Source organism: Streptomyces sp. NRRL F-2664, assembly GCF_000719345.1.
GTDB lineage: Bacteria > Actinomycetota > Actinomycetes > Streptomycetales > Streptomycetaceae > Streptomyces.
In genome coordinates, this window is sequence record NZ_JOFX01000644.1 from 1 (window position 1) to 213 (window position 213).

1 protein-coding gene is annotated in these 213 nt (G+C 73.7%); it reads right to left on the minus strand.

The window, feature by feature from the left end; genetic code table 11:
- On the minus strand, positions 1-213 hold a 213-nt coding region (locus IF89_RS40480), incomplete at both ends, for a hypothetical protein (protein WP_043195260.1).

The following is a 213-nucleotide window of genomic DNA, read 5'->3' on the forward strand; positions in this document are numbered from 1 at the left end:
GGTCCGGGCCGCAGTGTCGGCGTCCTGCACGGACACCGCGCGCGCATCCGCCAGCGGGGCATCCTTCTGGTCTGCGCCCAGGACGCCCTGCGCGACCGCTTCGGCCACGATGTCGGAGGCCGTCTTGACGGTGGTGCCGTCGGGGCCGGTCACACTGCTGGTGTGGCCCCACGGGTCGGTGGAGGCAACGGTTCTGCGGCCGGCCTGGTCGGT